24 protein-coding genes and 1 pseudogene are annotated in these 25,397 nt (G+C 71.9%); 9 read left to right on the forward strand and 16 right to left on the reverse strand.

The window, feature by feature from the left end; genetic code table 11:
• Nucleotides 1-40: 40 nt before the first annotated feature.
• The 5 genes from Pme01_RS04655 to Pme01_RS04675 form a co-directional block, all read right to left on the reverse strand.
• Nucleotides 41-1,453 carry a glutamyl-tRNA reductase gene (locus Pme01_RS04655; protein WP_168112493.1) on the reverse strand — a complete coding sequence of 471 codons (1,413 nt, stop codon included), beginning with the start codon at nt 1,451-1,453 and terminating at the stop codon, nt 41-43.
• Entirely contained in the window at nt 1,450-2,205 is a 756-nt protein-coding gene (locus Pme01_RS04660; protein ID WP_168112492.1) for a redox-sensing transcriptional repressor Rex, read from the reverse strand. The genes Pme01_RS04655 and Pme01_RS04660 overlap by 4 nt, the downstream gene beginning before the upstream one ends.
• Nucleotides 2,206-2,819: 614 nt before the next feature.
• On the reverse strand, nt 2,820-3,479 hold the full coding sequence (locus tag Pme01_RS04665; protein WP_168112491.1) for an HAD family hydrolase: 660 nt from the start codon (nt 3,477-3,479) through the stop codon (nt 2,820-2,822).
• Between the two features lie 29 nt (nt 3,480-3,508).
• On the reverse strand, nt 3,509-3,748 hold the full coding sequence (locus tag Pme01_RS04670) for a glutaredoxin family protein (RefSeq protein WP_373315447.1): 240 nt from the start codon (nt 3,746-3,748) through the stop codon (nt 3,509-3,511).
• Nucleotides 3,741-5,339: an AMP-binding protein gene (locus Pme01_RS04675; RefSeq protein WP_239088018.1), complete on the reverse strand. Its 1,599-nt coding sequence runs from the start codon at nt 5,337-5,339 to the stop codon at nt 3,741-3,743. Before Pme01_RS04675 ends, Pme01_RS04670 begins: the two co-directional genes overlap by 8 nt.
• A 340-nt stretch (nt 5,340-5,679) precedes the next feature.
• Between Pme01_RS04675 and Pme01_RS04680 the strand changes: the two genes are divergently transcribed.
• The 5 genes and pseudogenes from Pme01_RS04680 to Pme01_RS04700 all read left to right on the forward strand — a co-directional run bounded on the left by Pme01_RS04680 (nt 5,680) and on the right by Pme01_RS04700 (nt 10,326).
• Nucleotides 5,680-5,880, forward strand: a complete 201-nt coding sequence (locus tag Pme01_RS04680; RefSeq protein WP_168112488.1) for a hypothetical protein — start codon at nt 5,680-5,682, stop codon at nt 5,878-5,880.
• 80 nt (nt 5,881-5,960) lie between these two features.
• On the forward strand, nt 5,961-6,794 hold the full coding sequence (locus Pme01_RS04685) for an ECF subfamily RNA polymerase sigma factor, BldN family (RefSeq protein ID WP_168113352.1): 834 nt from the start codon (nt 5,961-5,963) through the stop codon (nt 6,792-6,794).
• Nucleotides 6,795-7,001: 207 nt separating this feature from the next.
• A pseudogene (locus tag Pme01_RS04690) lies at nt 7,002-7,859 on the forward strand (DUF5667 domain-containing protein); the annotation flags it as partial.
• Between the two features lie 389 nt (nt 7,860-8,248).
• Nucleotides 8,249-9,181, forward strand: a complete 933-nt coding sequence (locus tag Pme01_RS04695; RefSeq protein WP_168112487.1) for an HAD family hydrolase — start codon at nt 8,249-8,251, stop codon at nt 9,179-9,181.
• A complete protein-coding gene (locus Pme01_RS04700) occupies nt 9,178-10,326 on the forward strand; it encodes a hypothetical protein (protein ID WP_168112486.1) in 1,149 nt (382 codons plus the stop codon). Before Pme01_RS04695 ends, Pme01_RS04700 begins: the two co-directional genes overlap by 4 nt.
• Nucleotides 10,327-10,332: 6 nt before the next feature.
• Here Pme01_RS04700 and Pme01_RS04705 read toward each other — a convergent pair whose 3' ends face one another.
• The 5 genes from Pme01_RS04705 to Pme01_RS04725 form a co-directional block, all read right to left on the reverse strand.
• Nucleotides 10,333-11,226: a lysophospholipid acyltransferase family protein gene (locus Pme01_RS04705; RefSeq protein WP_168112485.1), complete on the reverse strand. Its 894-nt coding sequence runs from the start codon at nt 11,224-11,226 to the stop codon at nt 10,333-10,335.
• On the reverse strand, nt 11,223-12,281 hold the full coding sequence (locus tag Pme01_RS04710) for an NAD-dependent epimerase/dehydratase family protein (RefSeq protein ID WP_239088019.1): 1,059 nt from the start codon (nt 12,279-12,281) through the stop codon (nt 11,223-11,225). Before Pme01_RS04710 ends, Pme01_RS04705 begins: the two co-directional genes overlap by 4 nt.
• Before the next feature lie 211 nt (nt 12,282-12,492).
• Nucleotides 12,493-12,594, reverse strand: a complete 102-nt coding sequence (locus Pme01_RS04715) for a 30S ribosomal protein bS22 (protein ID WP_007465623.1) — start codon at nt 12,592-12,594, stop codon at nt 12,493-12,495.
• A gap of 148 nt (nt 12,595-12,742) precedes the next feature.
• Nucleotides 12,743-14,146 carry a hypothetical protein gene (locus Pme01_RS04720; RefSeq protein ID WP_168112484.1) on the reverse strand — a complete coding sequence of 468 codons (1,404 nt, stop codon included), beginning with the start codon at nt 14,144-14,146 and terminating at the stop codon, nt 12,743-12,745.
• 104 nt (nt 14,147-14,250) lie between these two features.
• Nucleotides 14,251-15,171, reverse strand: coding sequence for a proline dehydrogenase family protein (locus tag Pme01_RS04725; RefSeq protein WP_168112483.1), 921 nt, complete (start codon nt 15,169-15,171; stop codon nt 14,251-14,253).
• Between the two features lie 160 nt (nt 15,172-15,331).
• Here Pme01_RS04725 and Pme01_RS04730 point away from each other — a divergent pair, with 160 nt between their 5' ends.
• The gene (locus Pme01_RS04730) at nt 15,332-15,904 is read left to right on the forward strand and encodes a CGNR zinc finger domain-containing protein (protein ID WP_168112482.1); all 573 of its coding nucleotides are present in this window, start codon (nt 15,332-15,334) and stop codon (nt 15,902-15,904) included.
• A gap of 9 nt (nt 15,905-15,913) precedes the next feature.
• Here Pme01_RS04730 and Pme01_RS04735 read toward each other — a convergent pair whose 3' ends face one another.
• Nucleotides 15,914-16,711, reverse strand: coding sequence for a sugar phosphate isomerase/epimerase family protein (locus Pme01_RS04735; RefSeq protein ID WP_168112481.1), 798 nt, complete (start codon nt 16,709-16,711; stop codon nt 15,914-15,916).
• A 54-nt stretch (nt 16,712-16,765) separates the two neighbouring features.
• The gene (locus Pme01_RS04740; RefSeq protein WP_168112480.1) at nt 16,766-17,689 is read right to left on the reverse strand and encodes a Ppx/GppA phosphatase family protein; all 924 of its coding nucleotides are present in this window, start codon (nt 17,687-17,689) and stop codon (nt 16,766-16,768) included.
• Nucleotides 17,690-17,749: 60 nt separating this feature from the next.
• On the opposite strand from Pme01_RS04740, the gene Pme01_RS04745 reads away from it, so the two are divergent.
• The gene (locus Pme01_RS04745; protein ID WP_168112479.1) at nt 17,750-18,544 is read left to right on the forward strand and encodes a DUF3109 family protein; all 795 of its coding nucleotides are present in this window, start codon (nt 17,750-17,752) and stop codon (nt 18,542-18,544) included.
• An 86-nt stretch (nt 18,545-18,630) separates the two neighbouring features.
• Here the strand turns inward: Pme01_RS04745 and Pme01_RS04750 are convergent, their stop codons facing one another.
• The gene (locus Pme01_RS04750) at nt 18,631-19,314 is read right to left on the reverse strand and encodes a response regulator (RefSeq protein ID WP_168112478.1); all 684 of its coding nucleotides are present in this window, start codon (nt 19,312-19,314) and stop codon (nt 18,631-18,633) included.
• A gap of 13 nt (nt 19,315-19,327) precedes the next feature.
• Nucleotides 19,328-20,602, reverse strand: coding sequence for an ATP-binding protein (locus Pme01_RS04755; protein ID WP_239088028.1), 1,275 nt, complete (start codon nt 20,600-20,602; stop codon nt 19,328-19,330).
• A gap of 191 nt (nt 20,603-20,793) precedes the next feature.
• On the opposite strand from Pme01_RS04755, the gene phoU reads away from it, so the two are divergent.
• Nucleotides 20,794-21,438 (forward strand): phosphate signaling complex protein PhoU, encoded by a 645-nt coding sequence (gene phoU / locus Pme01_RS04760; RefSeq protein WP_168112477.1) that lies wholly within the window; start codon nt 20,794-20,796, stop codon nt 21,436-21,438.
• A 67-nt stretch (nt 21,439-21,505) separates the two neighbouring features.
• Here phoU and Pme01_RS04765 read toward each other — a convergent pair whose 3' ends face one another.
• Nucleotides 21,506-22,258, reverse strand: a complete 753-nt coding sequence (locus Pme01_RS04765) for a phosphoglyceromutase (protein ID WP_168112476.1) — start codon at nt 22,256-22,258, stop codon at nt 21,506-21,508.
• Between the two features lie 147 nt (nt 22,259-22,405).
• On the opposite strand from Pme01_RS04765, the gene Pme01_RS04770 reads away from it, so the two are divergent.
• Nucleotides 22,406-23,671 (forward strand): MFS transporter, encoded by a 1,266-nt coding sequence (locus tag Pme01_RS04770; protein ID WP_168112475.1) that lies wholly within the window; start codon nt 22,406-22,408, stop codon nt 23,669-23,671.
• An 87-nt stretch (nt 23,672-23,758) separates the two neighbouring features.
• Here Pme01_RS04770 and Pme01_RS04775 read toward each other — a convergent pair whose 3' ends face one another.
• Complete coding sequence (locus Pme01_RS04775; protein ID WP_168112474.1) at nt 23,759-25,342, reverse strand: beta-N-acetylhexosaminidase; 1,584 nt, start codon at nt 25,340-25,342, stop codon at nt 23,759-23,761.
• Nucleotides 25,343-25,397: the final 55 nt, after the last annotated feature.

Below are 25,397 nucleotides of genomic sequence, written 5' to 3' on the forward strand. Positions count from 1 at the left end.
TCCCGGCGGACTGAGTTCATGATTCGCTCGCTGCGCTCGCTCATGACTCCTCCGGCCCGGAGACGGCGACCTCGCACGCCCCCACCGGGTCGATGCCCTGCGGGATCTCCAGCCCGAACAGGGCACGCAGCGCGGCCGCGTACGACTCACCGCCCGGCTCGGCGGCGAGCTGACGGACCCGTACCGACGGCAGGTGCAGCAGCCGCTGCACCACCCGGTGCACCGCGTGCGCCACGTCGTCGCGCTGTTCGTCGGTGAGGTCGGGGCGGCGCTGGCGCAGCCGGCGCATTTCGGCCGCGACCACCTCGTCGGCGCGGGCCCGCAGCGCGGCGACCGTCGGCGCCACGTCGGAGCTGCGCTGCCAGGTACGGAACGCCTCCACCTCGTCGCCCACGATCGTCTCGGCGGCGCGTATGTCGGTGTCGGCCGGCAGCCCGAGCCGCTGGCCTTCCGGCAGCGCGACGTCCCGGGCGACGCCGATGACCTCGGCGGCCTCATCCGAGCGCTCGTCTGCGGCCAGGCCGAGGCGTTCGAGGTCGACCAGGATCACGCCGGGCAGGTCGGCGACGCCGGGGGCGACGTCGCGGGGTACCGCCAGGTCGAGCACGAGCAGCGGCCGCGCGGCCGGACGCCGGGCGGCGGCCAGCACCTCGGGGGTGAGTACCGGCTCGGGCGAGGCGGTGGCGCAGACCACCACGTCGACGCGGGCGAGAGCGGAGGCGAGGTCGTCGAACGGCACCGCCTCGGCGTCGTAGTTGGCGGCGAGGCGCTGCGCCCGGGCCGCGCCGCGGTTGGCGACGTAGAGGCGGCCCGCGCCGGCCCGGCGCAGCGTCGCCAGGGAGAGCGCGCCCATCGCGCCCGCGCCGATCACCAGCACGTCCGCCGACGCCTCCGGCGGGAAGGTCTCGGTCTGCGCGCCGTACAGGCTCGACAGGCCGAGCCCCAGGGCGGCCGTGACGACGCTCTGGCCGGCCCGGTCGATCGCGGTCTCGGCGTGCGCGCGCTTGCCCACGCGCAGCGCCTGCTGTGCCAGTTCGTGCAGCAGCCGGCCGGCGGTGCCGTGCTCGGTCGCGACGGTGTACGCGTCGCGCAGCTGGCCGAGGATCTGCGCCTCACCGACGACCATGGAGTCCAGCCCGGCCGCCACCCGGAAAGCGTGCCGGACGGCGTCCGCCTCGTAGCTGACGTACAGGTGGGGAGCCAGGTCCGCGACCGCGCAGCCGGCCCGCTCGGCGAGCACCGCGCCGATGTCGGCGAGGCCGCCGTGGAACGCCGAGACCGCCGCATACACCTCGACCCGGTTGCAGGTCGAGAGCACGAGAGCCTCGCCGACGAACTCCTGGGCGAGCAGTCGGTTGAGCAGTTCGGGGGTCTGGTCGGGCGTCACCGCCAGCCGCTCCAGCAGGGCGACCCCCGCGGTGCGGTGCGAAACTCCGACGACAAGCAGGTTCACGTAGCGAGCGCCTCCCCATTGAGCGCTGGGCGGATCTTCACCCGGCCATTGGCCGGGTGCGACGGCAGGGTGGTCAACGCGGACTTGCGGTGCTCGTGGAACGACAGGATCTGCAGCTCGACCGCGAGATCGACCTTTCGCACATCCACCCCGTCGGGCACGGACAACACGCACGGCGCGAAGTTCAAAATGCTGGTCACACCGGCGGCCACCAGCTGGTCGGCGACCTGCTGGGCGGCCTCCGCCGGCGTGGCGATGACCGCGATGGAGATCGCCTCGGCGGCCACCACCTCGGGCAGGCGGCGGATGTCGTGCACCGGCAGGCCGTTGATCTGCTCGCCGACCCGACCGGGGTCGGCGTCGAACAGCGCGGCGATGCGGAACCCTCGGGTGCCGAACCCGCCGTAGCCGGCCAGTGCATGACCAAGGTTACCGACACCGACGAGCGCGACGGTCCGTCGCTGGGTGAGGCCGAGGACGTGCTCGATCTGGGCGATCAGCAGCGCCACGTCGTAGCCGACCCCCCGGGTGCCGTACGAACCCAGGTGGGACAGGTCCTTGCGCAGCTTCGCCGAGTTGACCCCGGCAGCGGCCGCGAGACCCTCGCTGGACACGGTGTCGAACCCGGTCTCCGCGAGGTGGTGCAGGGCACGGAGGTACTCCGGCAGCCGGGCGACGGTGGCTTCGGGAAGATCCGGAAAGCCGGCCCCGTCCGGGGCACCGGCGGCTTGCCCGTTGCGCTGCTGGCTCATCTGACTCCGAGACGTCGAACGTACTGGGACCCCTTGTGCCCAGCCGGGAACGGCTGTGCTATCAGGCTCGACGTCGTAACAGAGTAGGCGTTTGTGAACGTACGCACAAACTCACGATCTTGAAGAAGTCCGTGGTCAGCGCCCACCCGCCGAGCGTCACAGCCCGAGATATGCCCCCGCGGCACGGTGTGCCATTCATTCTCGACCTCGCAATGCGGCGGGTGGGCGCCGGGGACGATTATTACGCAATTCCGACTTATCCCCGTTCAACTTGCCGAAATTGCTCCGTTGCTTCTGCGGCGGTCCGAAGCGCTGGTGGGGCTGGCCTGACCTCGAAAAGGCAGGTCGGCGGGGTGGAGGCGAACGGCTCCGCTGCCGAGCGCTTTCGACGCGACGACCACGACGCATCCAGCCCTGCACGCCGCCGCCGAACCGCCGGCCATCCGCCGCCTGTTACGCCGACCCGGGATCGACCCGGCCTGTCTGCTCACCGGATTCCCACCGGCCCTGATCGGATTCGTGGTGCTCATCACGGGCTTCGCGATGGGCGTGGCCGCCAGGCTCGGCCTGATCCCCGACGACGAGCAGCACCGCCGGGTACTGGCCGAGCCGGCCTACCTGCGGGCCTGAGCCCCGATCGCCTCGCGGGCCAGCTCGACGGCCTCGACCAGGCTGGTCGCCACCGGCACCCCGGCCTCGACCAGCCGGTCCGGGTGGGTGAAGCCCCCGCCGTACAACACGCACGCCGCGCCGACGGCCGCCGCGGCGTGCGCGTCGTCGGCCGAGTCGCCGATCAGCACGGTGTCGGAGGCCTCGACGCCCAGGGCGGCCAGGTGCTCGACGAGGTGCTCGGCCTTGTGCCCACCGCCGACGACGCCGGGGCGCAGCCCGTCGATGCGCTCGAACACGGCGTGCAGTCCGCGCCGGGTCACCTCGGGCACCAGCTCCTCGTGGAACCACATCGACAGCAGGGACTGGGTGCCCGGCCACGCGCGCATCGCGTCCTCGGCGTCCGCCGCCAGCCGGCAGTCGAGCAGCCCGTCGCGGTAGAAGTCGTGGTAGATCCGGTCGAGCGTGACGAACTCGTCCGGCGACACCGTCCGGCCCAGGACGTGGCCGTAGTAGTCCGCGACCGGCCGGCGGAAGTCCCGCCGGTGCTCCTCCGCGGTGATCGAGGGGCCGCCGATGGTCTCGAGCGAGACGTTCGTCGCCGCGACCACGAGGGTCAGATCGTCGAGCAGGGTGCCGTTCCAGTCCCAGACAAGGTGAGCCACGGCGGCAACCTTAGCGACCGCGACCGACGTCAACGACCGAGATCCCGCAGCAGCCGGTCCTCCTCGACCCGCCAGTACCCGTGCTCCTTGCCGTCGAGGAGCACCACCGGGATGCGGTCGCCGTACTCGCCCTCCAGCTCCCGGTCGCCGGAGATGTCGACCTCGTGCCAGGTCTCGCCGGTCGCGGCGGCGACCCGGACCATCGCCTCCTTCGCGACGTCGCACAGGTGGCAGCCGGGCCTGGTGAACAGCACGAGTCGATCAGCCACCGAGCTCACCCCTGCGCACCTTGCCCGTGGCGGACTTGGGCAGTTCGGCCACGAACTCGACCGCCGTCGGGCACTTGAACCGGGCGAGGTTGCCCTCGCAGTACGCGATCAGGTCCTCGGCGGTGACCGTGACGCCCGGACGTCGTACCACGTAGGCCTTCACGGTCTGCTGGGTGTACGGGTGCTCCACCCCCACCACGGCCGACTCCACGACCGCGGGGTGGCTGCTCAAGACCAGCTCCACCTCGTGCGGGTACACGTTGAACCCGCTCACGATGATCAGGTCTCCGACCCGGTCCACCAGGAACAGGTCGCCGTCGGCGTCGGCGTACGCGACGTCGGCCGTGAACCACCAGCCGTTGGCGTCGGGGCCGCCGCTGCCGTCCGGCCAGTACCCGGAGAACAGGTTGGGGCCGCGGACGACCATGACGCCGGGGTCGGTACCGGGACTCCCCGGCGAGTCGTACTCGAGGTCGTCGTCGTCGACCCCCTCGTCGTCGACGGTGCCGACCACCTGGCCGTCAGCGTCGACGAGCTGCACGTCGACGTCGGGCAGCGGCCGCCCGATCGAGCCGACCTTCGGCTCCTTCTCCCCCATCGTGGTGGTGAGCACGGGCGCGGTCTCGGTAAGCCCGTACCCCTCGTACACCGGCCGGCCGACCACCTCGGCGAACCGGCGCGCGGTCTCGACGTCCAGCGGCGCGGCGCCGGAGACGGCGATCCGGACGCCGGCGAAGGCGGTCGCGAGCTGATCACCCATGAGGGACCAGGCGACGTACATCGGCGGCACCCCGACGACGACCGTGACGCCCTGGCGGCGGATGCGGGTCAGGGTGTCTGCGGGGTCGAAGCGCTCCACCAGGACCCCGCAGGCGCCGTGGTAGGCGATGGCGCCCAGGCCGGTGTTGAGCCCGTACGAGTGGAACAGCGGCAGCGTGAGCAGCACGACGTCGTCGGCGCCCATCGGCTGCGGCTCGATCGCCGCGAGCTGTGCGTGGTTGGCCAGCAGCGCCCGGTGCGAGAGCATCGCGCCCTTGGGCATGCCGGAGGTGCCCGAGGTGTAGAGGAGGACCGCGATGTCCTCGCCACCGGCGGTGGGCTCGACCGGGGTCGGGGCCGCGGCCAGCAGCTCGGCGAAGGGCCGGGCGCCAGCGGCGGATTCACCCACCGCGTACGCGTGGCGCAGCGCCGGCGCCTCCACGGTCGCGACGGCCGCGAGCACGGCCGGCGTACCGATGATCACCTCGGCGCCGGTATCGGCCAGCAGGTGCCGCAGTTCGCGGGCGGTATAGCCGGGGTTGACCGGCACCACGACCAGGCCGGCGCGGAGCGCTCCGAAGTACGCGGTGGCGAACTCCGGCACGTTGGGCAGCGCGATGGCGATCCTCGCCGCGACGGCGTTGTCATCGTCGGCTTGAACGCTGTCGTCGGCTTGATCGGTGACGCTGCGCAGTGCGGCCGCCACGGCATCGACCTGCATGTCCAGCTCGCCCCAGGTGATCACGCGGTCGTGCCAACGCAGTGCCGGGCGGTCCGCCCCGGACGACGCGGCTCGGCGGACGAGATCGGCGACGTTTCGTACGTCCTGCACGATCGCTGACACTATCGCGTCCGACCGACCCGGTTCACCGTGAGGCCGACTCGCCGACACGCCGATAGGTAACCGGAGATACCCGAATAGGTGACTTCGGCGTGTCTTAACGGGCATCAATGAGTGCCTTGACGCCGACCTTTTGCGCATAAACCCCTAAACCGGGCCGGTTTAAGCGCTGTGACGCACACAGTGTGCGACGGAAAGAGGGGTCGATCGGGAAATACTCATGCCCCGTGTAACGGACTGCGCACACCTGCGTGACGAACCCCCCTATAGTCAGCCAAGTCAGCTCGCCCCTTTTAGGGGGGTTGATACCTCTCACCCCGAGGAGGCCGCAGTGCCCTACTTTGCACCGCATCAGCGCTTCTCCGGCGCGGGCTGGAGCGCCGTATGCGCCACGCCCCCGCCCCCGTCATCAGGTCCGGCCGCCCAGTTCCGGCGGCTCGACCAGCCGGGGGGTGCGGCGAGCAAGCGCGTGGTCGGCCGCGGGCGCAACGCCGGCTGCGGTGCCACCACCAGCGGTGAGGAGCTCGGGTGACCGGGTACGAGCTGAGCGCCGGCCCCGACGTTCTCGCGGCGTGCCCCGCACTGTCCGACGGACTGCACCAGATCCGGGAGATGATGACTACCGCGATCCGCGGGGACAACGGTCTCCCCCATACCCGTCAACGCCCACCCGCCATCGACTCGCACGGCGTACGGCCCGCCCCGGGCTCGAACAGCCGCCCGGTCGACGGGCGGGTCGCGCCACCCGGCCGACTGTCGCCGGAGAGCCTCGAACAGCCCGGGACCACCCGCACCATCGCGGTCGACACCGAGCCGAAGCCCCAGTCCGGCGACGCCGGCGGCCCGCCGCCCGGGTACCCCGACCGCCCCGAGCCCACCGACGCCGCGTCGGCCGTCTGGCAGCTGGTCGAGCGGGCCCAGGCCGGCGACACCGAGGCGTTCGGCCTGATCTACGACCGGTACTTCGACACGGTCTTCCGGTTCGTGTACTTCCGGGTCGGCAACCGGCCGCTCGCCGAGGACCTGACCTCCGACACGTTCCTGCGGGCACTCAAGCGGATCGGCAGCTTCACCTGGCAGGGCCGCGACCTCGGCGCCTGGCTGGTCACGATCGCCCGCAACCTGGTGGCCGACCACTTCAAGTCCGGCCGGTACCGGCTGGAGGTCACCACCGGCGACGTGCTCGACGCCGAGCGCACCGAGAACGGCCCGGAGGGCAGCCCGGAGAACGCCGTCGTCGACCACATCACCAACGTGGCCCTGCTGACGGCGGTCAAGCAGCTCAACCCGGAGCAGCAGGAGTGCATCGTGCTGCGCTTCCTGCAGGGCTTCTCGGTCGCGGAGACGGCGCAGGCGATGGGCAAGAACGAGGGAGCGATCAAGGCCCTGCAGTACCGCGCGGTCCGCACCCTGGCCCGGCTGCTCCCGGACGGGTTCCAGGTGTGACACGCGACGGCATACAGCCATGAGGCGCGGCGCGACGGCGCCGAAACAAATTGTGTCCGACATCATATTTCGGGTGACCGTAACCGCAGCCGGCACACCTCCGTTGGAGGGGGTACGACCGGTGGCTGGGCGCCCGCCGGTCCCGGTGGCAACCCACGCCACCCCGTCGCGCCACATAGTCGCGACAAGCGAAGGGGGGTGCTCGCGGTGAACACGTCAGTCTTCCATCGCCGGCGCGCCGAGCGCTTCGCGCAGCTCCTCGACGAGGCCAACGGCGCCCGCCGCCACCATGTCCGGTCCGAGGCCGACCGCGAACTGACCGACCTTGTCGAGGTCGGTCAGCGGTTGAGCCGGATCGACCTCGGTGTGCGGGCCGATCCCGAGTTCCGAGACGGGCTGCGTGCCATGTTGATGGCGACGATCGAGCGTGAAGGCATCGGTGCGACGGCCGTCGCGCCCGAGGCCGGCACCCGGCCGATCGCCGCCGGACCGAAAATCGCCTGGGTACCGGTCCGCAGCCGGCGGGCCCGCGGTGCCGTCGTGGTCGGGTTGGCCGTCGGCACGCTCGCCATCTCCGGCATGTCGGCCGCCAGCGGCGACGCGAAGCCCGGCGACGCCCTGTACGGGATGAAGCGCTCCGCCGAGCGGGCGCAGCTGGCGCTGTCCGGCTCCCAGCAGGGGCGTGGCCAGCTCAATCTCGAGTTCGCGAAGACCCGGATCAGCGAGGCCGTCACCGGCCGCGGCGACGTGGTCACGATCCTCGACGACATGGACACCGAGACCCGTGAGGGCGTGCGGCTGCTCACCACCGCGGCCATCGACGGCCGCGACCCGGCGTCGCTGGACGTGGTCGACGCCTTCGTGGCCGAGCAGCGCCACGCGATCGCCGGCCTGCTCGACACCGTCATCGGCGACGCGCGTACCCGCACGATCGGCTCGTTGCAGCTGCTCGACCAGGTATCCACGCGCGTGCACGGCCTGCGGACCGCCATCAGCTGCGGCAACGTCGCGAACCTCGGCACCGACCCGCTGGGCCCGGTCCCCGGCGTCTGCATCACGCCGGGGCCGTCGAGCGAGAGCGCCGGCAAGGCGCCGGACAACGGCTCGAAGACCCCCCGGGGCACCACCGGTACCCCGGAGTCCGGCACCGCCACGCCCGCGACCCCGGCATCGAACCCCGGCAACGCCGGAACCGCCACGCCGGCCCCGAGCGGTACGCCGATGGACGCGCCTCAGTCCGACGCCACGATCGTCGACCGCATCATGCGCATGCTCGGCGGCGGCTGAGCCGACCACGGCAACGGGCGCCGGACGGAAACGCCGGGCGCCCGTACCGGCGCTTCGGCGGATGTACGCCGGTAATACGCCTGTCATCAACGCGCGACCCGGTACCGGACCGATACCCTCACAGGGGCGGCGAACAGCCGCCCCGATGCTGGACAGGGGGGCGAAGCATGGCGAGCCGGATCCAGATCCGCCGCAAGTCACGTCGCCGCGCCGGATCGACGAAGCTCGTCGATCCGGTTGCGGGATGGGCTGCGGCAGAGGTCGAGGAGGCGCTCACCATCCCGGCCGACCCGACGGCGGCCGCGTTCTTCGACGTCGACAACACGATGATGCAGGGCGCCTCGATCTACTATCTGGCCCGCGGCCTGGCTGCCCGCAAGTACTTCACCACCGGTGACCTGCTGCGCTTCGGGGTGCAGCAGCTCAAGTTCCGCCTGCTCGCCTCCGAGAACGCCGGTGACGTGTCCGCGGCGCGGGACGCCGCGCTGGCGTTCGTCGCCGACTGGCGCGTGGACGATCTGGAGCGGCTGAGCGAAGAGATCTTCGACGAGCTGATGGCCGAGCGCATCTGGGCCGGTACCCGGGCGCTGGCCCAACTGCACCTCGACGCCGGCCAGCGGGTCTGGCTGGTGACCGCCGCCCCGGTGGAGCTGGGACGGGTGATCGCGGCGCGGCTGGGGCTGACCGGCGCCATCGGCACGGTCGCCGAGGTCAACGACGGCCGGTACACCGGTCGTCTGGTGGGCGGCCTGATGCACGGCCCGGCCAAGGCCCAGGCGATCACCGCGCTGGCCGAGGCCGAGGGGCTGGACCTGACGCGCTGCTCGGCCTACAGCGACTCGGTCAACGACATCCCCATGCTGTCGGCAGTCGGCCACGCGGTGGCGGTCAACCCCGACTCGGCGCTGCGCAACGAGGCCCGCAGGCGCGGATGGGAGATCCGGGACTTCCGTACCGGGCGCAAGGCGGCCAAGGTCGCGGTACCCACCGCGGTCGGCACCGCGGTGGCCGCCGGCGCCCTGGTCGCCGGGGTGGCGCTCGCCCGCCGGCGCCGTGGCGCCCACGAGCATCGGTTCCTGATCGGACGCGCTCGGCGGTGAGCGCGCTGCGGGCCGGTCGGCTCGGCGACCGCGTCGGCCGCCGGCAGCGGTTGTCGGCGCTGATCAGCCTGGCGGTGGCGCTCGGGGCGGGCGGGGTCTTCCTGGCCGGCTCGCCGCCGCAGCGGACCCTCTCCGCGTCCACCGAACCGTCCCTGCCGACGCTCGCGCAGACGTGGCCGGCCGCGCGACCGTCCGACGCCCCGGGCCGATTGCCCGACGGCGCCGACTACACCCCGCTGCTGTACCTCGATCCGCAGACCTCGATCGGTACCGCGCCGACGCCCGACCGGGCCTGGGTACGCGTCCTGCTGCGGACCGGTACCGAACCGCCGCGGGAGGTGCACCGGGTGGCGGCGAACCGCAATCCCCAGTTCGCCGGTACCGTCTCCAGCGGCGACGACGTGATCTGGGCGGAGTCGACCGCCGACACAGGAGGCCACGCCGAGACCCGGCTGTGGAAGGCGAACCGGCGCACGGCCGCCCCGGCCGTGTCGCTGACCACCGATACCGGCGACGCCATCTTCTTCAACTCGCAGTACGACCTGGTCGTCGCGGACGGCCGGGTGCACTGGGCGGCGGCCGGCCGCAGCGCGGAGGTCATCACCGAGGTCCGCTCGGTGCCGCTGGCCGGCGGCCCGGTCGGCGTCCGGAGCGTTCCCGGCGCCTACTCGCTGTCGGCGTGGCCCTGGCTGGTCAGCGCCGGCAGCGGCCAGGCCGGTCCGGTCGAATTGCGAGATCTGCTGAGCGACCGCCGGGTACGGGTGCCCGCGGCCCGGACCGAACTGCTCACCTGTACCCCCGCCTGGTGCCGGGTCCTGGTCCTGAGCGGCAACGGCGGCCCCGCGCGCGTCGATCTGATGCGCGCCGACGGGTCCGGCCGCCGGCGGATGGCCGGCGGGCGGGTCAGCGCGGCAACGGCCGACGTGGCGCTGCTCGACCGGTTCGAGGTGCTCTCGCAGAGCGGGTCGGCCGGCTCCCCCGCCAACAGCCAGCAGTTGATGCTCTACGACGCGGCCCGCGGCCGCACCGTCGTCGTGTCACAGGGCGTCGGCGTGGTCTCCGTCCGCGGCGGCGTACTGAGCTGGTCCACCGGTGACAACGAGGCCCTCGTCTGGCACGCGCTCGACCTCCGCACGCTGCCCTGAGCGTCGCTAGGCCGACCAGGGGTCGGGGCGGCGCTCCAGCAGCCGGTGCAGCGTCTGCTGGATCGTCTCGCGTACCTGATCGGCGAGGTTGAACACGGCCATCGGGTCGTCCGCGGAGTCGACCATGCCCTCGGTACTGATGGGTTCGCCGAACTCGATGAGCCACTTGCTCGGCAGCGGCACCACGCCCAGCGGCCCGAGCCACGGGAACAGCGGCGTCACCGGGAAGTACGGCGTGCCGAGCAGGCGGGCCAGCGGCCGGATGTTCCCGATCATCGGGTACGCCTCCTCGGCGCCGACGATCGAGACCGGGATGATCGGCGTACCGGTGCGCAGTGCCGCCGACACGAACCCGCCGCGGCCGAAGCGCTGGAGCTTGTACCGCTCGGCGAACGGCTTCCCGACGCCCTTGAACCCCTCCGGGAACACGCCGACCAGCTCACCGGCGCGCAGCAGCCGTTCGGCGTCCGGGTTGCAGGCCAGGGTGCCGCCGGACTTGCGCGCCACCTCGGACAGCCCCGGCATGCGGAACACGAAGTCGGCGCCGAGCAGGCGCAGGAAGCGCTGGGCCGGGTGCTCGTCATGGACGGCGACGGCCAGCATCACCGCGTCCATCGCGACCGTGCCGGAGTGGTTCGCCACGATCAGCGCCGGCCCGTCCTCGGGCAGATGCTTGATCCCGTACGTCTCGATCCGGAACCAGGATCGGTAGAGCGGGCGCAGGACCGGGAGGAACACCGACTCGGTGAGCTGCCGGTCGAAGCCGAACTCGTCAACCTCGTAGTCACCGGTCAGCCGGTGACGCAGCAGCGAGAGCAGGCCCGCCATCCGCCGGTCCCAGACGTCCCCCTCCGACGTCGTCGGCTCGGTGCCCGACGCCTCGAACTCAACGCCGGTCATCGCTCCCCTTCCACGGCTTCACGGATCCGCCGGATGCTGTCCAGGATCGACTGCTCTGCCGCGCGGACCCGGCCGGGCCCCAACGGACCGAACCCGGCGCCGCGGACGAAGTCGTCGAACGCCACCGCCGTGGGGCGCGGTTCGAAGCCGAACTCCCGAACCAACCGGGTGGTGTCCACCACCCGACCGTGCACGAACAGGTCGAGCTGGTCAAGGGAGAAGTCGAGCACGCCCGATGTCTTGGCGAAGCCGGCCACCGCCGACAGGCCGGGTTCGACGACGGGCAGCGCCACCCGGCCGGCCCGGCGGATCGCCTGCGACAGCGTCAGCACCCCGGCGCCGGCGACGTTGTACGTCCCGGGGTGGGGCTCCACGATCGCCCGGTGCAGGACCTCGAGGGCGTCGTCGGCGTGGATGAACTGCAGCCGTGGATCGCGGCCGAGCACCGTGGGCACGACCGGCAGCGAGAAGTACCGGTTGAGCCTGGTACCGGTGCGCTCCCCGATGAACGGCGCGAACCGCAGCACGGTCGCCACGACGTCCGGGCAGCGGCGACGGAAGCCGCGCACGTACCCCTCGACGTCGAGCACGTCGCGGCCGAAGCCGCCGCGCGGCGACTCCCGCGGCTCGGTGTCCTCGGTGAAGACCGCCGGGTCGCGGAACGACGCGCCGTACGCCGCCGTGGACGAACGGACCACCAGCTTGCGCAACTCCGGCGCCTGCTGGCAGGCGGCCAGTAGCTGCATGGTGCCGATGACGTTGAGTTCCTTGGTCGCGCCCCGCCCGCCCGGCTGGGAGTCGACAGCGGTCGTGATCGCCAGGTGCGCGACCGCCTCCACACCCTCGTCGCCCAGCAGCCGGGCGATCTCCGGGTGACGCAGGTCGACCCGGTGCAGTTCGACGCCGGCGAGCAGGCGTGCCAGCTCGCCGGACGGCGCCGTCACGTCCACGCCGATGACTCGCTCGACCCTCGGATCCGCGGCGAGTCGCCCCGCGACCTGCGCACCGAGGTGGCGGGCCACTCCGGTCACCAAGACCACTCTCGGGGTGTTCACGCCATCACCTCACGCCCTTGTTACCCGAAAGGCGCATCGACAACGCGTACCGGATCTTGAGCCGGTAGGTGACGCGGCCTTCGCCCGGCTGCTGTGCATGGTGCCACCGCACCGCCGGCGGAAGGCCGGCGCGATGCGGAACATTTACGATCGCGCCACGGAGCGCTGGCACGTACCGGTCACAGGTACGCGCCGACGCACCGCACGAAGGTCACTTGCCGAGACGACGACGCTGGACCCTGGTCTTGCGCAGCAGCTTGCGGTGCTTCTTCTTGGCCATGCGCTTGCGGCGCTTCTTGACCACAGAGCCCATACGATTGTCCCCTTGTCAGGTACGTGTGGCTGTCACCGTCGCTCGGCGCCGGTGACAGGCGGGAAATAATGGCGGGTCCAGGGTAGCCGGCAGCCCGCGAGATCGGAAAACAGGCTCAGGCAAACGTTTCGCTGCTCACGGCCATCGGTCAGCCCAGACTCCGTTCAACATACCCGGCGCACTCGCCGGTGATCTCACCCCAGCCGGCGCCGAACTCGCCGGCCGCCGCGTCCGGTGCCGCGATCCCCTGGCGCACGACCTCGTCGAAGAAGCGCAGCATCTTCTCCTCGCCGAAGCGCTCGGCCAGCCAGCGGACCGACAGGAACGCGACGCCGTAGCGGCCGCTCGCGTCCTCGGCCGACGCGTCGGCCGCCGGCTCGGCCAGGGCGGCCACCGTGGTGGGCTTGCCGGCGCGCACGTACCGGCGCGAGGAGCTCAGCAACTCGTACTCGCTCAGCGGCCGCCCGACCATCCGCACGTACTCGGCGACGCCCTCGACCAGCCACCACTGCCTGGAGTAGTCGCGGCGCACGTCGGCAAGCGTCACCACGTGCGCGAACTCGTGCCGCAGGGTGTCTTCGACCTCGGTCCCGGTGACCCGCGGGCCGTTCAGCACGATCTCGGTGTGGCGTTCGGTGATCGGCAACGCGAACCCGGCGACCCACTCCGCCTGCCGCGCCCCGTACCAGCTTCCCCACTCCTCCGGCCCGGCGAGGTAGACCAGGTACCGGCCCGGCGGTGCGGACCAGCGGGCGTACCGGTCGGCGACCGCCGCCGCCTCCTCGGCCGCGGCCAGCAGCGCGTCCAGCCGGCCGGCGTACCGGACCGGCACGGCGACCACCGTCCGCGGCCCGACCGCCACCCGCAGCTCGCTGATCTCCCACGGCCGGGGGCCGAGGTCGGACGGGCCGGAGGAGCCGAACTCCACCAGGCTCAGCGGCCCGGCACGGTCCGTCCAGCGGGTGGCCACCGGCACCGTCACCGGCTGGCAGCCGGCGACGACGAAGCAGTACCCGATCTTCACGATCGCCCGCCAGCCGCCCTCGACCGGCTCCGGGTCGCCGCCGAGCGTCTCGCTCCAGCCCATGACCTTCATCGCGCGCAGGGTGCCGAACCGCCGGCGCAGCTCGCCGATCAGCGCCCCCTCGGACGGGTCGGCCGGTGCCACGAAGGCGGCCTCGTCGCCGTGCAGCAGCGCCGTGGCCTGCGCGTCGAGCACCAGCTGCAGTTCGGTACGGACCCGTAGCTGACGGACTGCCGAGGTGCGGGCGGACGCCTGCCCGGACGTGTCCGACCCGCCCCGGGCGCTCCCGGGTAACGCCTGCTGCCGGATCGTCAACGCGGCCCGGTCGAGCGGCCTCCACCAGCTACGACCGGCCGTCATCGCGGCCGGGCCACCGAACAGGCCGAACAGCGCCGCCACGCCGAGCGCCATCCAGACCAGCGGGCCGGACGGCCGGCCCGGTGACCTCGACGCGACCGGGCCGGGTGGCGGCCCCGGCAGCATCAGCGCGATCGCACCGGACCGCGGATCACGCTCCTCCTCGGTCACGGTTGGACGCTACGCGACATCGACTTCCCGCGCTCTGTGAACGCGCCCCGCCGAGAGCGGCTCCCCGGCCGAGAGCGGCTCCCCGGCCGAGAGCGGCTCCCCGGTCAGCCGCGCGAGGCGAGCGCCCGCGCGAAGAACGCGAGGTTGGCGGGGCGCTCGGCCAGCCGGCGCATCAGGTACCCGTACCACTGGGTGCCGTAGGGCACGTACACCCGCACCGTGTAGCCGTCCTCAGCCAGCCGCAGCTGCTCCTCGGGCCGCACCCCGTACAGCATCTGGAACTCGAAATCGTCGCACCCGTGGTCGAACCACTTCGCACGGTCCTCGGCGATGGCGATCATCCGGGGGTCGTGGGTGGCGATCATCGGGTATCCGTCGCCGGACATCAGGATGTTCATGCAGCGCACGTACGACTTGTCGACGTCGAGGCGGGTCTGGTAGGCCACCGACTCGGGCTCGGAGTACGCGCCCTTGCACAGCCGGATCCGGGAGCCGTGCGTGGCGAGCTCACGGCAGTCCGCCTCGGTGCGGCGCAGGTACGCCTGAAGCGCGACCCCGGCGGTCGGGAAGTCCGCGCGCAGCCGCCCCAGGATCTCCAGGGTCGAGTCGGTCGTGGAGTGGTCCTCCATGTCGAAGGTCACCGTGGTACCCGACTCGGAGGCCTTCGCGCAGATCGCACGGGCGTGCTCCTCGGCGAGCTTCTCGTCGAACGCCTGGCCGAGCGCCGACAGCTTCACGCTCACCTCGGCGGCCGGGGTCAGCTCGTCGCCGGCCAGCCCGTCGAGCAGGCTGAGGTACTCGTCCCGGGTCGCCTCGGCGTCGGCCGCGGTCGTGGTGTCCTCGCCCAGATAGTCCAGCGTCACGGCGAGCCCGTCGCCCACGAGTTCGCGGGCGACGCGCAGCGCGTCGTCGCCCGAGGTGCCCGCCACGAACCGGCTGACGAGGTTGCGGCTCAGGGGCACGCTCTGGACGAGCCGCTCCACCTGGGAAGACCCGGCGGCGGCGAGGATCACCGATCGGAACATGAGCAGAGCGTAGCGCCCGCCTTCTCGCGTGCACGGGATGCCGGCGCTCCGGACGGCAGGGCGGTCGCCGCCCGGATAACGGACAGGTGCCCCCCAGGTTTCTGCCACTGGAGACGTCCGTGGACTAGGGCTGGCGGAATTTCTTGTCTACCTTTGTCGCGTGGACTTCGACGCGTACGCCCGCACGGCCGTCGACACCGTCAACACCCCGCTGGCGGAGTTGGCAGACCTCCGGGAACTCTTCGGCGAGCAGGCATGGATGGCTGAGGAAGCCACCGAGCGAGACTTCACCGCGATCAAACGCGCCCAGAAGCGCCTGCGGGACGTGTTCGAGCACGGCTCCGCCGGCCGTGACGCCGCAGCCGTGGAAGAGCTGAACGCGCTGCTCGAGGCGTACCCGATCCGCCCGCGGATCTCCGGCCACGACGCCCATGACTGGCACATGCACGTGACCGGGCGGGGTTCTGCGGTCAGCTCGGAGTACCTGGCCGGCGCGGCGTGGGGCCTCGCGGTGTGGCTCTGCGAGCACGGCAGCTCCCGGTTCGGCATCTGCGCGGACGAGCGCTGCGGCAACGTGTACCTCGACACCTCGTCGAACTGCTGCCGCCGCTTCTGCTCCGAGCGCTGCGCCACCCGCTCGCACGTGGCCGCGCACCGGGCCCGCAAACGGGCCGCCGAGTCGGAGCCGGCCGCGGAGGCGGAGCCGGTCCGGGAGCGCCTGACCGTCGCCTGACGGCCTCCCTCAGACGTCCACGGTGGACGGTGTCTCCAGGTGCTGGCGGGCGAAGGCCAGCGACTCGGCCAGGTCGGCCTCGCGCTCGGCCCGGCTGGCCGCCTTGCGGGTGGTGACCTCCACCGCGACCGACCCGCGGAAGCCACGCCGTACCAGCGACTGCAGCAGGTCGGCGCACGGCTGGTTGCCCCGGCCGGGCACCAGGTGCTCGTCGCGCCCCTCGCCGGTGCCGTCGCCCAGGTGCACGTGGCTGAGGCCGCCGCCCATGGCGTCGGCCATGGCGAGGGCATTGGTCCGTGAGGCCGCGCAGTGCGACAGGTCCAGGGTGTAGTCGTCGAACCCGGCCACCGTCGGGTCCCACCCCGGCGAGTAGGGCACGAACTCCCGGCCGGCCATCCGCACCGGGTACATGTTCTCGATCGCGAACCGGATGGACGGGTGCTTCACCGTCACCTTGCGCAGCCCGCTGGCGAAGCCCCGGGCGTACTCGCGCTGCCAGGTGAAAGGCGGGTGCACCACGACGGTCGGCGCGCCGAGGGTCTCTGCCAACTCGGCGGCGCGGCGCAGCCGCTCCCAGGGGTCGGCGCTCCAGACCCGCTGGGTCACCAGCAGGCAGGGGGCGTGTACCGACAGGACCGGTACGTCGTAGTGCTCGGAGAGCCCGCGCAGTGCTCCCGCGTCCTGGCTGACCGCGTCGTTCCACACCATGATCTCCAGCCCGTCGTAGCCCAGCGTGGCTGCGACCTCGAAGGCGGCGGCCGTGGGTTCGGGGAACACGGACGAGGTGGAGAGCAGGACCGGCGTCACGGCTTCAGCCTAGCCGTCGCTTCCGCGCGGGAACCCAGATGCACCCATCAAGCGTCATGATCCCAAGACATCGAGGCGGCGCAGGATCACGCCCTCGCGCAGCGCCCACGGGCAGATGTCCAGCGCGTCGATACCCAGGCGGCGCATCGCCGTCTCGGCTACCACGGCGCCGGCGAGCAACTGGTGCGCCCGGCCGGCGCTGACCCCCTCCATCTCGGCCAGGGCGGCGGACGGCATCCGGCGGATGAAGCCGAAGACCTGGTGCACACCGGTGAGGGTGAGCCGCCGGGGCGTCCGCGGTCCGGCGCTCGACGGCGCGGCGCCGGCGAGCCGGGCCAGCGTGCGGAACGTCTTGGAGGTCGCGACGGCGCGGTCCCAGCGGTCGGGCAGCCTGCCGATGGCCTTGCCGACCTCCTCGTCGACGTATTCGCACAGCTTGTCGACCTGCGCCGGGGTCGGCGGGTCACCGCGCAGCCACTCCCGGGTGAGCCGGCCGGCCCCCAGCGGCAGCGAGAGCGCGGTGTCCGGCTCCTCGTCGATCCCGGAGGCCAGTTCCAGGGAGCCACCGCCGATGTCGAGGACCATCAGCCGCCCGGCCGACCAGCCGAACCAGCGGCGCACCGCCAGGAACGTCATCATCGCCTCGGCCTCACCCGAGAGCACCTGGAGTTCGACGCCGGTCTCGTCGCGTACCCGCCGCAGGACGGCAGCGGAGTTGGTCGCGTCCCGTACCGCCGAGGTGGCGAAGGCGAGCAGATCCTCGGTCTCGTGGTCGGCGGCCGCGTCGCGGGCCTTGGCGACCGCTTCGACCAGCGCGTCCGCGCCGGATCGGCTCAGCTTGCCGTCCGAGCCGATCTTCTCGGCCAGCCGCAGTTCGGCCTTCTCGGAGCCCGCCGGCCACGGGTGGGCACCGTGATACGCGTCCACCACGAGCAGGTGGACGGTGTTGGAACCCACATCAAGTACGCCCAGTCGCATCCGCATACCGTAAATCGCGCCGGGTAGCCGCGTACCGTATGTCCCGTGGTGGTGGAGATTATGGTTCAGCTTGAAGATTCCGGTGACCCCCGCAGCCGGGAGGTCGGGCTCGATTTTCCGCGCGAGTGGGTCGAGTTCGTCGACCCGGCCGACCCCGCGCACCTGATCCGCGCCGACCTGACCTGGCTGCTGTCGCGCTGGACCTGCATCTTCGCCCGTGGTTGCCACGGCATCGTGGCCGGCCGCGCCGCCGACGGCTGCTGCTCGCACGGCGCCTTCTTCACCGACTCCGACGACGAGAAGCGGGTACGGACGGCGGTGAAGCGGCTGACCCCGGAGACCTGGCAGCACTTCCGCAGGGGCTTCAAGAGCTACACCGAGATGGACACGATCGACGGGCAGAAGCCGGCGCGGCGTACCGCGACCCGGGGCCCCGACGAGCCGTGCGTGTTCCTCAACGACCCCGACTTCCCGGGTGGACCGGGCTGTGCCCTGCACGCGCAGGCGCTACGGGACGGGGTGCATCCGCTCGAGTACAAGCCGGACGTCTGCTGGCAGCTGCCGATCCGCCGGGACCAGGAGTGGATCAAGCGTCCGGACGGGCAGAAGATCCTGCTGTCCGTGCTCGGCGAGTTCGACCGCCGGGGCTGGGGTGAGGGCGGCCACGACCTGCACTGGTGGTGCACCTCCTCACCGGAGGCGCACGTCGGCGGCGCACCGATGTACGAGGAGTACGGGCCGGAGTTGACGGCGCTGATCGGCGAGCCCGCGTACCGGAAGCTGGCCGAGATGTGCGCGGCCCGCGTCAAGCTGGGCCTGGTCGCGAAGCACCCCGCTTCACCGCCCGACGCCTGAGCACTCCGCGCCATGATCGGCGCGTGGCCTGGCTGTCGGCGATCCCCCGCCAGCCGGGCCGGGGCGGCCCCGCGCGGCGGGCGGGCCTACGGCTCGAACTTGTACCCCAGGCCACGGACGGTCACCAGGTACCGCGGCGCCGACGGCTCCGGCTCGATCTTGGAGCGCAACCGCTTGACGTGCACGTCGAGGGTCTTGGTGTCCCCGACGTAGTCGGCGCCCCAGACCCGGTCGATGAGCTGCCCGCGGGTGAGCACCCGGCCGGCGTTGCGCAGCAGCAGTTCGAGCAGCTCGAACTCCTTGAGCGGCAGCTGCACCGGCTCGCCGCCCACGGTCACCACGTGCCGGTCGACGTCCATCCGTACCGGCCCGGCCGACAGCGTCGGCGGGGTCAGCTCGGTCGCCTCGCCGATCTGGCGGCGCAGCACGGCCCTGATGCGGGCGACCAGCTCGCGGGGCGAGTACGGCTTCGTCACGTAGTCGTCCGCGCCGAGCTCCAGCCCGACGACCTTGTCGATCTCGCTGTCCCGTGCCGTCACCATGATGATCGGTACGTGCGACTTGGCGCGTAGTTGCCGGCAGACCTCGGTACCGGACATCTCAGGCAGCATCAGGTCCAGGAGCACGATGTCTGCTCCGGTGCGGTCGAACTCCGTCACCGCCTCGGTGCCGGTCGCCGCGACGGAGACCTCGAAGCCCTCCTTGCGCAGCATGTACGACAGAGCATCCGAGAACGACTCCTCGTCCTCGACCACGAGCACTCGCGACAAGGTCCGGTCCTTCCTAGACAACCGAGTTCGGGTTGATCTCAACCGACTGCGGTAGCGGCAGGGAGGCCTCCGGAGGACGCCCGGGAAGCCGCAAGGTGAACGTAGATCCCACCCCGACGGTACTGCTCACATCGACGCGACCGGCGTGGTTGGTGGCGATGTGCTTGACGATCGCCAGGCCGAGGCCGGTACCGCCGGTCGCGCGCGACCGTGCCCGGTCGGCCCGGTAGAACCGTTCGAAGATCCGGTCCAGGTCCCGCGGCTCGATGCCGATCCCCTGGTCGACGACGGAGATCTCGACCCCGCCGCCGGCCGCCCGGGTCTTCACGGTGACCCGGGTGCGCTCCGGTGAGTACGCGATGGCGTTCTCCACCAGGTTCGTCACCGCCGTCACCAGTTGACCTTCACTGCCGTACACGGTCAGCTCCCGCTCGCCGCGAAACAGCACCTCGATCTCCTTGGCCGAGGCCGGCGTGCGGGTACGGTCGATCACCTCGGCGACGATCCGGTCGACCGCGACCGGCTGCGGCTCGGGCAGCGGTTCGGCCCCCTGCAGGCGCGACAGCTCCAGCAGCTCGCTGACGAGCCGCCCGAGCCGGGTGGACTCCTTCTGGATCCGCTCGGCGAAGCGCCGGGCCGCCGCCGGGTCGGGCGAGGCGTCGGCGTCGCCGGTCGCCTCCAGCAGCGCCTCGGCCAGCAGTTGCAGGGCCCCGACGGGCGTCTTGAGCTCGTGGCTGACGTTGGCGACGAAGTCGCGGCGCACCCGGGCCACCCGGTGCGATTCGGTCACGTCGGCCGCCTCCACGACCACGTGCCCGTCGTCAAGGGCGGAGGCGCGTACGTGCACGCCGAGCAGTTCGGCGCTACCGCCCTCCATGCTGGGCGGGCGGGGAAGGTCCAGCTCGACCTCCCGGCTCACCCCGGACCGGCGCACCTGGCCGGCGAGGGTGCGCACGATGCTGTGCGCGTCGGTCCCGGCGTCGCCCCGGTCCCGTACCAGTCCCATGTCCCACGCCGCGGGGTTGGCCTGTACCGGACGGTCGTCGGCGTCGAGGACCAGCACACCCACCCGGAGCGCGTCCATGGCCGCTCGGGCCAGGGGCGCCTGCGTGGGCTGCGGGGACGGGGGGCGGAGAGCTTCGGACGAACCGGCCTGCGAGGCGCCGGAGTTCAGGCCCGCGGGCCGCCCACCCTTCGCGGCTGGCGACACGACCACGAGGGTACGCCGTGAGCGGACAGCGACCGTCGCGACCACGCCTGCGACCAGGCACAGTAGCGCAGCGCACACGGTGAAGAGGTAACTCGACGGCACGCGTCGATGGTATGTGTCCAGGGGCCCCGGTGATCAGGCCTGAAGCCCTGAACCGGACATCGCTTCGCTGACTGTTCACCGTCACGCCGGGACCAGTTCACGCGTCCGCTCCGCAACGACGCCGTATGGGCCTACGCTGGGCGGTCAGCCCCACCGACAGGAGTGTCATGCGCGAAGAGTTCCGGGCCGACCTGGCCCAGGTCAGTCGGACCCTGGTAATGATGGCGGAGGCGGTCCAGGTCGCCATGCGCCGCGCCACCGAGGCGCTGCTCAAGGCCGACCAGACCGAGGCCGAGCAGGTGACGGACCGGGACGCCGAGATCGACGCGCTGTACCGCATCGTCGAGGACAAGGTGTACGACGTGGTGGCCCGCCAAGCGCCGGTCGCCTCCGACCTGCGGGTCGTGCTGACCGCGCTGCACATCGCCGGCGACATGGAGCGGATGGGCGACCTGGCCGACCACGTGGCGAAGTCGGTGCTGCGCCGCCACCCCGCTCCCGTGATCGCGCCCGAGCTGACCGGCGTGCTGGAGCGCATGGGCGAGGTGGCCGACCTGCTCGCCAGCAAGATCGTGACAGCGCTGAACAACCTGGACGCGGTCGCCGCCGCGCAGCTCGAGCGCGACGACGACGCCATGGACGACCTGCACCGCCGGCTGCTCAAGACCATCATGAGCCCGGACTGGCAGCACGGGGTGGAGTCCGCCGTGGACACGGCCCTGTTGGGCCGGTTCTACGAGCGGTACGCCGACCACGCCGTCAACGTCGGCCGGCACGTCGTCTTCCTGGTCACCGGCGAGAACGCCGCGTAGGTCATCTCCGCGATCTTGGGCACCTGGCGGTGTCATGGGGCCGCCAGGTGCCCACGATCGGCGAGGGTCAGCGGCCCTGGTTGGCGACGGCGGCGGCCGCCTCGCGCGCGGCCTCGGGGTCGAGGTAGATCCCGCCCGGGGTGATCGGCCGCAGGTCGCGGTCGAGGTCGTACCGCAGCGGGATACCGGTCGGGATGTTCAGCCCGGCGATCGCCTCGTCGGAGATGCGGTCGAGGTGCTTGACCAGCGCGCGCAGCGAGTTGCCGTGCGCGGCGACCAGTACGGTCCTCCCCTCCAGCAGGTCCGGCACGATCTGGTCGTACCAGTACGGCAGCATCCGGTTGACGACGTCCTTGAGGCACTCCGTGCGCGGCATCAGCTCCGGCGGCAGGTACGCGTACCGCGGGTCCCCGACCTGCGACCACTCGTCGTCGTCCGCGATGGGCGGCGGCGGCGTGTCGTACGAGCGCCGCCAGAGCATGAACTGCTCCTCGCCGTACTGCTCGAGGGTCTGCTTCTTGTTCTTGCCCTGCAGGGCGCCGTAGTGCCGCTCGTTGAGCCGCCAGGACCGGCGCACCGGGATCCAGTGCCGGTCGCAGGTGTGCAGGGCGATCTCTGCCGTACGGATGGCGCGGCGCAGCACGGAGGTGTGCACCAGATCGGGCAGCAGGTCGTGCTCGCGCAGCAGCTCGCCGCCGCGGCGCGCCTCGGCCTCGCCCTTGGCGCTGAGGTCCACATCGACCCAGCCGGTGAACAGATTCTTGGCGTTCCACTCGCTCTCGCCGTGGCGCAGCAGCACCAGCGTCCCGACTTCGCTCATGCCCCATATCTTCGCGTACCCGCCGGATCGGCGGGCCGGCACCCGCCATCGTGATCACCGGCACCCGTAAATCGGTGTCGTGCCCATCCCGGTCCGCCCTAGGGTGTAAGGAACACGAAGATCTTTGGTCATTACACGGGGGCGCACATGGAACGGTTGGGGCGGGCGTTACGCCACACGGCGGACGGGCTACCCGGCCAGTTCTGGGCGATCTGGACCGCCACGCTGATCAACCGGGCCGGCAGCTTCGTCGTCCTCTTCCTGGCCTTCTACCTCACCGCCGAGCGCCACTTCTCCCCCGCCACGGCGGGTGCGGTGGTCGGGCTCTACGGCGCCGGCGGCGCGGTCGGCGTGACGATCGGCGGGTACCTGACCGACCGCTGGGGCCGTCGCCCGACCGTACTGTCGGCGCTCGGCACGTCCTCGCTGCTCATGGTGGTGCTCGGGCTCGTGGACCAGCCGCTCGCGATCGCCGCCGCGGCGGCGGCGCTGGGCCTCGCCGCCGAGGCCGCCCGCCCGCCGCTGGGCGCCATGATCGCCGATGTCGTACCGGACGCCGGCCGCATGCGCGCCTTCTCCGCCTACTTCTGGGCGGTCAACCTCGGCTTCAGCGCGGCCGCGATCCTCGCCGGGTTCGCCGCGCAGGCGGGGTACCTGCTGCTGTTCGTCCTCGACGCGGTGACCACCGCGGCCGCGGCGATCCTGCTCGTGGTGAAGGTGCCCGAGACCCGGCCGGTCGCCCTGCCGGGCGCCGTCGAGGAGCGCGGCAGCCTCCGGGCCGCCGTCTCCGACCGCGTCTTCCTCGGCTTCGTGGTCTGCAACCTGCTCGTCGCTCTGATCATGTTGCAGCACATGTCGATGCTGCCGATCTCGATGCGCGCCGACGGCCTGTCCAGCCGCACCTTCGGGCTGGTGATCGCGCTCAACGGCATCATCATCGTCGCCGGCCAGTTCGCCGTGACCCGCCTGCTGCGCGACCGCCACCCCACCCGGGTGCTCGCCGTCTCCGCCGTCGTGATGGGCCTCGGGTTCGGCCTGACCGCGTTCGCGCACACGCCGGTCTGGTACGCGGCGACGGTCGCGGTCTGGACACTCGGCGAGATGCTCAACGCCCCCTCGAACGCGGCGCTCCTCGCGTCGCTGTCCCCCGTCTCGATGCGCGGGCGGTACCAGGGCCTGTTCAGCCTCTCGTGGCAGGTCGCCAGCTTCGCGGCACCGGTACTCGGCGGCTTCGTCCAGCAGGTGGCGGGCGGAGCCGCGCTCTGGCTCGGGTGCCTGGGGCTCGGGCTGGTCGCCGGGGCGTGGAACCTCGCCGCCGCGCCGGCCCGGCAACGACGGGCCGACGCCCTCCGGGCCTCGCCGGTGCCCGCCGCTCCGGAGCCGGTGGCTGCCCCGACTCCGATAGCCGCCTGATCGTCCCCTGGATCGTCACAACCCCCGATGGGGAAGTCGTGGCCTCACGGGGCCCGTGAGGCCACGACTCCCGGCACGCTGTGACGATCAGGCCCAGGGGACCTGGGGTGAGCGGTAGAAGTTGATGCCCTGCGCCGTCCAGCGCGGACCCTGCGCGCCCAGCCGGGTACGGAAGGCCTCCCAGTCATGGGTCGACGCCGGGGACCATCCGAGCTCGGCGATCGCCGCCAGCCGCGGGAACGCCATGTACTCGATGTCGGCCAGCTTCACGATCGTCTCCGTCCACAGTGGCGCCTCGACGCCCAGTACCGACGATTCGCTGACACCGTTGAGGTACGCGCCCGGGTTCCAGTCGTAGGCGTCCTTGACCTCCACGTACCCCGCCCACGACAGGCCCAGCGGCGTGTTCGCGTCGTACTTCATGTCCAGGTACGCCCTGTTGGCCGGCGACAGCAGCACCTTCGTGCCGCGCTGGGCCGCCGCCGCGACCTCCGGCGCCGAGCCGGTGGTACCCCAGTACTGCGCGACCGTGGACGGCAGCGGGTTCGCGTTCACGACCTGGTGCCAGGCGAGCGCCGACTTCCCGTGGGAGGCCACGATCTGCTGTACCCGATCCATGAAGGCCACGTAGTCGTCGGGCTTGGTGGCGTGCGCCTCGTCCCCGCCGACGTGCAGGTAGGGGCCGGGGGTCAGCGCGGCCAGCTCACGGACGACGTCGTCGATGAACGTGTAGGTGAGCTCCTTGTCGACGCAGAGCGAGCTGAAGCCGACGTCGATGCCGGTGTACAGCGGCGGGGCCAGCTCGTCGCAGTTCAGCTCGGCGTACGAGGCGAGCGCCGCGTTGGTGTGCCCCGGCATGTCGACCTCGGGCACGACCGTGATGTAGCGGGACTTCGCGTACGCGACGATCCTGGCGTAGTCGGCCTTGGTGTAGTACCCGCCCGGCCCGCCGCCGACCTGGGTGCTGCCGCCGTACGTGGCCAGCCGCGGCCAGCTGTCGATCACGATCCGCCAGCCCTGGTCGTCGGCCAGGTGCAGATGCAGGTAGTTCACCTTGTACGCGGCCAGCTCGTCGATGTACCGCAGGACCGTGCTGACCGGGTGGAAGTGGCGGGCCACGTCGAGCATCGCGCTCCGGTGGGCGAAGCGCGGACGGTCGACGATCCGGCCGCCGGCGACGAGCCAGGGGCCGGAAACCACGGTCGGGCTCTCCACGCTCGCGGGAAGGAGCTGCCGCAGCGTCTGTACGCCGGCGAACAGCCCCGCCGGCCGCTGCGCCCGGATCACCACGGCCTTCGCCGTCACGTCGAGCCGGTAGCCCTGGTCGCCGATGCTCGGATCGGCGCCCGTGAGCAGCAACGCGATACCTCGGCCCGCGCCCGGAACGACCGGCATCCGGTACCCGGTCGAGCGGCGCAGGATGCCCGCGAGGTAGTCGCCGACGTCGCGGGCCCCGCCCGAGGCGAAGATCTTGGTACCGGGGGTGAGCCGGAACGTCGTGCCGTCGGCCGGCTGTACCGTCACGGGCGCGGGCACCACGTCCCGCATCGATGGAACCCGGGTCGCCGTCGTACCGGCACCGGCGGCCCCTGGACCGACCAGAGCACCGGCCGCGGTCGTCACGACGAGCAGCGCCGCCCCCAGGGACGCGCGTAACCGTGAGCTGCCCATGCCGCCTCCCAGCCATTGTTAGGAAACCTGACTGAGAGACTATGGTCTATGTCCC

Source organism: Planosporangium mesophilum, assembly GCF_016863255.1.
GTDB lineage: Bacteria > Actinomycetota > Actinomycetes > Mycobacteriales > Micromonosporaceae > Planosporangium > Planosporangium mesophilum.

What these genes read in the sequence shown, in the direction of transcription:
- Pme01_RS04660 (WP_168112492.1), bottom strand. Translation starts at nt 2,205, where the DNA reads ATGAGCCAGCAGCGCAACGGGCAAGCCGCCGGTGCCCCGGACGGGGCC.
- Pme01_RS04685 (WP_168113352.1), top strand. Translation starts at nt 5,961, where the DNA reads ATGATGACTACCGCGATCCGCGGGGACAACGGTCTCCCCCATACCCGT.
- Pme01_RS04695 (WP_168112487.1), top strand. Translation starts at nt 8,249, where the DNA reads ATGGCGAGCCGGATCCAGATCCGCCGCAAGTCACGTCGCCGCGCCGGA.
- Pme01_RS04705 (WP_168112485.1), bottom strand. Translation starts at nt 11,226, where the DNA reads ATGACCGGCGTTGAGTTCGAGGCGTCGGGCACCGAGCCGACGACGTCG.
- Pme01_RS04715 (WP_007465623.1), bottom strand. Translation starts at nt 12,594, where the DNA reads ATGGGCTCTGTGGTCAAGAAGCGCCGCAAGCGCATGGCCAAGAAGAAG.
- Pme01_RS04725 (WP_168112483.1), bottom strand. Translation starts at nt 15,171, where the DNA reads ATGTTCCGATCGGTGATCCTCGCCGCCGCCGGGTCTTCCCAGGTGGAG.
- Pme01_RS04740 (WP_168112480.1), bottom strand. Translation starts at nt 17,689, where the DNA reads ATGCGACTGGGCGTACTTGATGTGGGTTCCAACACCGTCCACCTGCTC.
- Pme01_RS04745 (WP_168112479.1), top strand. Translation starts at nt 17,750, where the DNA reads ATGGTTCAGCTTGAAGATTCCGGTGACCCCCGCAGCCGGGAGGTCGGG.
- phoU (WP_168112477.1), top strand. Translation starts at nt 20,794, where the DNA reads ATGCGCGAAGAGTTCCGGGCCGACCTGGCCCAGGTCAGTCGGACCCTG.
- Pme01_RS04765 (WP_168112476.1), bottom strand. Translation starts at nt 22,258, where the DNA reads ATGAGCGAAGTCGGGACGCTGGTGCTGCTGCGCCACGGCGAGAGCGAG.
- Pme01_RS04770 (WP_168112475.1), top strand. Translation starts at nt 22,406, where the DNA reads ATGGAACGGTTGGGGCGGGCGTTACGCCACACGGCGGACGGGCTACCC.
- Pme01_RS04775 (WP_168112474.1), bottom strand. Translation starts at nt 25,342, where the DNA reads ATGGGCAGCTCACGGTTACGCGCGTCCCTGGGGGCGGCGCTGCTCGTC.